We start from the raw sequence: 6,479 nt of genomic DNA, 5'->3' as shown, positions 1-6,479 counted from the left end.
CGGACGATGAGCGCACCGCGGTCACCGGCCCACGCGAATTCGAGCCGGCGCACCCCCGGCGCATGCAGTTCCGCGATGTCGAGCTCGTGCAGGGGCCCGGCGGCCAGGGGCGGCGTGGTCACGGGGATGACCGCGTGCGACCTGGGGGCGAGCATTCCGGCGCGACCCTTATCGTCGACGGCCAGCTGCACGCGCGTGCGCCAGTCGGCGCCGTCGGTCTCACCCGGCGCGGGAAGCACCTCGGGGTCGGCGTCGATGTGGCCGATGCGCTTGAGCTGGTCGCGAAGCACCTCGGCTTTGAGCGTACGGGAGTGGGCGAGGTCGACATGGGAGAATTCCATGCCGCCGAATCCGGCCGACCCCGGCACGGGCCGTCCACCGTTGCCCGCAGCGGCTCCCGCACCGGGGACGTCGGCCGAGTCGCCGGGGACGTAGTCGAGGCGACGGTCGGGCACGCGATGGGCAGAGGCCTCGATCACCTCGGTGACGGTCGCACGGAGGAATCGGGCGGGCGGTCCCGCCTCGGTGCGAACTCGGACCTTCTCACCGGGCAGGGCTCCGGTGACGAAGACGACCTGGCCATCGTGGCGGGCGATGGTGGTGCCGCCGGCCGCCGGTGCCTCGATGTCGAGGGTGAGTTCCCGGGCGGGAACCGAGGTGTCGCTCATGCGTGTTCTAAGCCTGTCTGTACAGCGAGGTGTCGGCATCGGGGCCGTCTCCGCCGTACTGTCGGGAGAAGGATTTCAGTCGCCAGGGCACGGAAACCACGACGACGTTGGGCACCAGCAGCAGTCGGGTGCGCAGCTTGAGCGCCACCTGGTTGTGCAGGAAGTGCTCCCACCAGCGGCCGACGACGAACTGCGGGATGTAGACGATGACGAGGTCTCTGGGCGATCTGCGGCGGATGGCGAGGATATGGGCGAGCATCGGGCGGACGAGTTCGCGGTACGGCGAGCCGAGCACCGTCAGCGGCACCGGCAGCTCCATCTCGTTCCACCTCTTCTGCAGACCGGCCGCGGCCTCCTCGTCCACGGCGACGGTGACGGCTTCGAGCTGGCTCGACCGGGTCACCCGAGCGTAGGACAGCGCCCGCATCGTCGGTTTGTCGATTTCGCTGACGACGACGATGGCGTGGGTGTTCGACGGGATCGTCCGCGAGTTCACATCAGCGTCGGGGGCGAGCTCGCGGGCCACGCGCGAATAGTGACGGTGGATGGCCCCCATGACGAGGTAGAGCCCGGCCATGGCGGCGACGGCCAGCCAGGCTCCGGCGAGGAACTTCGAGACGATGACGACGATGAGGACACCGGCGGCGAGCACACAGCCGACGGCGTTGACGACCCGGTTGAGGTGCATCCGCATCCGAGTCTTCGAGTCGATGACCAGGCGCAGGCGTTTGCGCCAGTGCAGGACCATTCCCGCTTGGCCGAGGACGAAACTGACGAAGACCCCGACGAGGTAGAGCTGGATGAGCACCGTCGCCGACGCGGAGGTGGCGATGACGAGGACGATCGCCGCCGCGGCCAGCAGCAGGATGCCGTTGGAGAAGGTGAGGCGGTCGCCCTTCGTCGCCAGCTGCCGCGGCAGGAATTCGTCGCGGGCCAGTCGGGAGGCCAGTCCGGGGAAGCCCTCGACCGCGGTGTTCGCCGCAGCGATGAGCACGAGCGCGGTGATGAGCACGACGATGAAGAACATCGCCGGAGCGTTGTCGAAGATCGCGTGCGCGAGCTGCGCGAGGACGGGTTCCTGTTCGTATTCGGCGCTGACCGGGCTGCCGTCTGCGCGGACGAGGTAGAGATGCGGGTCGTCGACGTATTTGATGCCGGTGACCGATGCCAGATAGGTCAGCCCCGTGAGCATGAGGGCCGCGAGCAGTCCTGACAGCAGCAGGGTGTTGCCGGCGTTCTTGCCGCGCGGCTTCTTGAACGCCGGTACCGCTGTGGCCACGGTCTGCACTCCGGCCAGAGCGACTGCGCCGGAGGAGAAGGCGCGGAGGACGATGAGGACGGTGGCCAGGCCGAGAGTCGCCTGATCGCCGATGTTGCTGTGCACGACCGTGTAGTCCGCGGTCTCGGCGTGCGGGGTGTCGCCGAGTCCGACCCGGATGAGACCGACCGACATCGTCAGGAACACCGCACCCAGGAACAGGTAGGTCGGCACGGCCAGCAGCATCGGAGTGGCTCGCGAGCCGCGCAGACCGGCGAAGCAGATGAGCAGGATGCCGACGATGGCCACGGGCACACGGTAGGGCGCGAGCATCGGGAAGGCCGTGGTGATATAGGCGGCGAAGACCGTCATCGACACAGCCAGGGTGAGCACGTAGTCGACGAGGAGAGCCGCGGCCACGACGAGACCGGCCCCCGAGCCGAGATTCTTCGAGGCCACCTCGTAGTCGCCCCCGCCCGAGGGGTACGCACGCACGTTGATGCGGTAGCAGGCGACGATCACGAGGATGACGATGCCGACGGCCACACCGATCCAGGGGGCCACGGTCAGGGCCACGAGTGAGGTCAGTGATAGTGCCAGCAGGATCTCATCGGGCGCATAGGCCACCGATGAGAGCATGTCGGAGGCGAAGACGGGCATCGCGATGCGCTTCTTCAGCGCAGGCGCGCGCCTGTCCTCACTGCGGAAGGGCCGTCCAACGAGTAGTCTTTTGACGGCATCAGAAAAACTGCTGGCCACGGAAACCAATGGTAGATCACTGCGGGAAGGATTACCCATGCACTTCGTGATTATGGGCTGCGGCCGAGTCGGGGCGTCCCTGGCCAAGGCCCTTGATGCGAATGGGCACTCCGTCGCAGTCGTCGACCGGAATCCCGACGCGTTCCTCAAGCTCGGTCGGGATTTCAGCGGCTCGACGATCACGGGGGTCGGATTCGACCGGGAGACCCTGTCCCAGGCGAAGACCGCCGAAGCCTTCGCCTTCGCCGCCGTCTCGAGCGGTGACAATTCGAATATCCTCGCCGCGCGTGTCGCTCGCGAAACCTTCGGCGTGAGCAATGTCGCAGCCCGCATCTACGACCCGAACAGGGCGCAGGTCTTCGAACGGCTCGGCATCCCCACCGTGCCCACCGTGCGGTGGACGGCCGAGCAGGTGATGCGCAAGCTCGTCCCGCAGGGCTCGATCACCGAATACCGTGACCCCTCGGGCAGACTCGTCCTGGCGGAGGTGCATCTGGATCCGGGCTGGGTGGCGCGTCCGATCAAGGAGATCGAAACACGGACCAAGGCGCGGGTCGCCTATGTCACCCGTCTGTCCGAGGGCATCGTCGCCCATGATGATCTGCTCCTCCAGGACGGGGATCTCGTTCATCTCATGGCTCCGGTCGACCGCCTCGGCGAGATCGAACGGATCCTCGATCAGCCCGTGCGAACCGTGGAGGAAGAAGAATGAGAGTCATCATCGCCGGTGCCGGTTCCGTCGGACGCTCGGTGGCCAGGGAGCTGCTGGACAAGGACCATACGGTCCTCCTCATCGATCAGAGCAAGGAGGCGCTGGGGCATGAGCGCATTCCGGGCGCCGAATGGCTGCTTTCCGATGCGTGCGAGCTCGCCGGTCTCGCCGAGGCGGGACTGGAGGAGGCCGATGTCGTCGTGGCCGCGACAGGAGATGACAAGACCAACCTCGTGCTCTCCCTGCTGGCGAAGACCGAGTTCGGGGTGCCGCGGACTGTCTCGCGCGTGAACAACCCGAAGAACGAATGGCTCTTCGACGACAACTGGGGCGTCGATGTCGCCGTGTCGACTCCGCGCCTGATGACCGCCCTCGTGGAGGAAGCTGTGGAGGTCGGCGGATTGGTCCACCTCATGAGCTTCGAACGCGGTCAGGCAGGGCTGCTCGAGTTCACCGTGCACGAGAACGCCGAGCTCGTAGCCGAGCGCGTCGGCGGGATCACCTTCCCGCTCGATACCGTGCTGGTGGCGATCATCCGCAATTCGCGGGCGTTCGCCCCGAGCGCCGATGACGTCATTGAAGCCGGAGACGAACTGTTCTTCCTCTCCTCCCCCGATCAGGAGCCGGCGCTGCTCGCGCTGCTGCAGGAGACCGCGACAGCCGACGGGAACACCGGGGGCTGAGGCGGCTCAGTCATCCGCGAGCGTCCGCGACGACTCGGTGGTGGAGACCGTCTGGTGGCTGCAGACCGGTCAGTCCTCGGAGTCGTCGCGCGTCTGCACGAGTTCGTAGACGGGATTATGTGCGGTGAGCACTCCGTCCTTTCCGCAGAATCGTCCTTCCAAGACGATGAGGGATCCGGGACGGATCCCGCTGATCTCGCGACGTCCGAGGAATTGGGCGCGGGCTTCGCCGGTGCCGTCGGCCACGGTGACATCGAGCCTGGGACTGTCGGCGCTGCATGACTGGGTCGTCGCCGAGACGACTCCGGCGATGCGTGAGGTCTTTCGCGCCTCTAACTCTTCGACCGGGATGACACCGGGAATCTGACTGAGCAGGCGCAGATCGGCCCGAGCCTCGGCCTCACGGGATCCGAACTCGCGCACGAGGCGGGGAATAAGGTTCCGCATCGCCGCTCAGCGGACCTCTGTGATCTCAGGCCCGCGTTCGAAGGGGTTGAGCTCGTCTTCGTCCTTCTCCTCCGTCTCGCCCTGGTCGACCTGCGGGGCGGTCAGGGCGATGAGCTCGCGGGGAGCCATGGCCTCCTCACCGCGGTCGACGACGACTCCGCGGAAGAGTGCGGAGAGTTCGGCTCGCACCTCATCATCGGTCACGGCCTTGCCGGAGAACACGGCGCGGACGAACCAGCGTGGTCCGTCGATGCCGGCGAAGCGCATGGCGCGTTTGCCGGGACGACCGGATTCCGTCTTCGCCGGAACTTCGATGGCCAGTTCCCTGCCGAGCGAGGTGTGCAGCTCGGTCGATTCCCCGCCCTGTTTGGTCACGGACTCGGCGAGCTGACTGCGCACCGCATTCCACAGGCCCTCGGACCGTGGTGTCGCGAACGCCTGCAGCTGGATGCCTCCGCCGTCGTGGATGAGGGTCACTGCCAGCACACGCTGAGAATCATCGTCTGTGTCCAGGCGCACCTGCATTCCGTCGACGACGGGCACCTTGAGTGCGCCGAGGTCGAGGCGGTCATGTTCCGGATACTCCTCGGAGATGTCGAACGGGCCGTTGTCGGACCGGTCGAAGGGTGCTGACTTCTCCAGCAGCGCCTCTTCCTCGTCGATGTCGTCGGACTCGGCCGCGTCGTCGTCGGACTCGGCCGCGTCGATATCGGCGTCTTCGTCTGCGCTGTCGGCAGCCGCGGTGTCGGTGTCCTGGGCGTCGAGCTCATCGTCGTCGGTGAGTTCGTCGTCGGTGCGGACGTCGTCATCGGTCGTCGGTGTGGATTTCTTGAACCGGGAGAACAGTCCCATGAGTCCTCACTTCTCCTTTTTGCTGAGGCCGGCGTCGATTCCGCCGGTGGATCCGAATCCCCCGGCGCCGCGGGCGCTGTCATCAAGGGATTCGACGATGTCGAAGTCGGCGTGGGCGATCGCTTGGAGCACGAGTTGGGCGATGCGGTCGCCGCGGACGACGCGCAGCGGGGTCGACGCATCGAGGTTGATGAGCGGCACCTTGATCTCGCCGCGGTATCCGGCGTCGATCGTGCCAGGAGCGTTGACGACGGTGACCCCGTGCTTGCTCGACAGCCCCGAACGCGGGTGGACGAAGGCCGCATAGCCCTCCGGCAGGGCGATCGCGACTCCGGTCGGCACGACACGGCGTTCGAAGGGTTCGAGGACGAAATCGATCGTCGAACGCAGGTCTGCCCCCGCGTCGCCCGCATGCGCGTAGGCGGGTGCGCTCATGCCTGCGTCAAGGAGCTGGAGGTTGATCTTCACGGTTTCCGTCACAAAGAAGCACTCTAACGCTCCAGCCTGAGCGTGGCCAAACTTCTCGCTATGGGACAATGGCACCATGGCAGCAACTCAATCCGGAACCCATGTGGTCTTTCAGGAGAAGGTCCGTCCCTCGATCGGTATGTGGACCCTCGTCGTGGTGGCCGCATTGTCGACGGCGCTCATGGTCATGCCCGTATGGCAGCTCGGCACCGTCATCCTTCCCGTCATCAGCTTCATCGTCTTCGCCTGGTGGCTCAACTCGCTGACGGTCTCGATCATCGTCACCGAACGTCAGCTGTTCGTGGGCGAAGCGCATATCGACCGCAGGTTCGTCCCTCGCGCTGTCGCCTTCGACGGCGAGGAGGCCCGCCGGGCCCGCGGTGTCGATCTCGATGCGCGCGCTTTCCTCAAGATCCGCCCGTGGGTGAAGTCCGTCGTCCGCATCGATCTCGACGATGATACGGACCCCACCCCGTACTGGCTCGTCTCATCACGGCGCCCCCACGAACTCGCAGCCGCCCTCACCCCCTAATCCCACCCCTTATTGCTACCTGACGGCGGGGCCCCCCCCCCCCCCCCCCGGGGGGGGGCGGCGGGGGGGGGGCGGGGGGGGGGTGAAAAAGGGCCCCCCC

Annotated in this window: 8 protein-coding genes; 3 read left to right on the top strand and 5 right to left on the bottom strand. The window is 66.7% G+C overall.

Annotated features, from left to right (window positions below):
• Both ACTIIH_RS15715 and ACTIIH_RS15710 read right to left on the bottom strand, forming a co-directional pair.
• Positions 1-668 (bottom strand): TRAM domain-containing protein (locus tag ACTIIH_RS15715; protein ID WP_441452773.1); only part of this gene is annotated, 668 nt, incomplete at its 3' end.
• A 7-nt stretch (positions 669-675) separates the two neighbouring features.
• A complete protein-coding gene (locus ACTIIH_RS15710) occupies positions 676-2,586 on the bottom strand; it encodes an APC family permease (protein WP_441452772.1) in 1,911 nt (636 codons plus the stop codon).
• A gap of 136 nt (positions 2,587-2,722) precedes the next feature.
• On the opposite strand from ACTIIH_RS15710, the gene ACTIIH_RS15705 reads away from it, so the two are divergent.
• Both ACTIIH_RS15705 and ACTIIH_RS15700 read left to right on the top strand, forming a co-directional pair.
• On the top strand, positions 2,723-3,397 hold the full coding sequence (locus ACTIIH_RS15705) for a potassium channel family protein (protein WP_169252449.1): 675 nt from the start codon (positions 2,723-2,725) through the stop codon (positions 3,395-3,397).
• Complete coding sequence (locus ACTIIH_RS15700; RefSeq protein WP_441091652.1) at positions 3,394-4,080, top strand: potassium channel family protein; 687 nt, start codon at positions 3,394-3,396, stop codon at positions 4,078-4,080. Before ACTIIH_RS15705 ends, ACTIIH_RS15700 begins: the two co-directional genes overlap by 4 nt.
• A 69-nt stretch (positions 4,081-4,149) precedes the next feature.
• On the opposite strand, the gene ACTIIH_RS15695 is transcribed toward ACTIIH_RS15700, so the two are convergent.
• From ACTIIH_RS15695 to dut, 3 genes are read right to left on the bottom strand one after another with little or no spacing between them, the layout of a single operon-like run.
• On the bottom strand, positions 4,150-4,527 hold the full coding sequence (locus ACTIIH_RS15695) for an OB-fold nucleic acid binding domain-containing protein (protein WP_441091653.1): 378 nt from the start codon (positions 4,525-4,527) through the stop codon (positions 4,150-4,152).
• Positions 4,528-4,533: 6 nt separating this feature from the next.
• Positions 4,534-5,379, bottom strand: coding sequence for a DUF3710 domain-containing protein (locus ACTIIH_RS15690; protein WP_441452771.1), 846 nt, complete (start codon positions 5,377-5,379; stop codon positions 4,534-4,536).
• A gap of 6 nt (positions 5,380-5,385) precedes the next feature.
• Positions 5,386-5,859: a dUTP diphosphatase gene (gene dut, locus ACTIIH_RS15685; protein WP_441091655.1), complete on the bottom strand. Its 474-nt coding sequence runs from the start codon at positions 5,857-5,859 to the stop codon at positions 5,386-5,388.
• A gap of 64 nt (positions 5,860-5,923) precedes the next feature.
• Here dut and ACTIIH_RS15680 point away from each other — a divergent pair, with 64 nt between their 5' ends.
• Complete coding sequence (locus ACTIIH_RS15680; RefSeq protein WP_441452770.1) at positions 5,924-6,379, top strand: DUF3093 domain-containing protein; 456 nt, start codon at positions 5,924-5,926, stop codon at positions 6,377-6,379.
• Positions 6,380-6,479 lie beyond the last annotated feature (100 nt).

The organism is Brevibacterium sp., from assembly GCF_052105255.1.
Taxonomy (GTDB): domain Bacteria; phylum Actinomycetota; class Actinomycetes; order Actinomycetales; family Brevibacteriaceae; genus Brevibacterium; species Brevibacterium linens_B.
The sequence above is the reverse complement of the archived record's forward strand: the minus strand, read 5'-3'. Positions and strand labels throughout refer to the sequence as shown.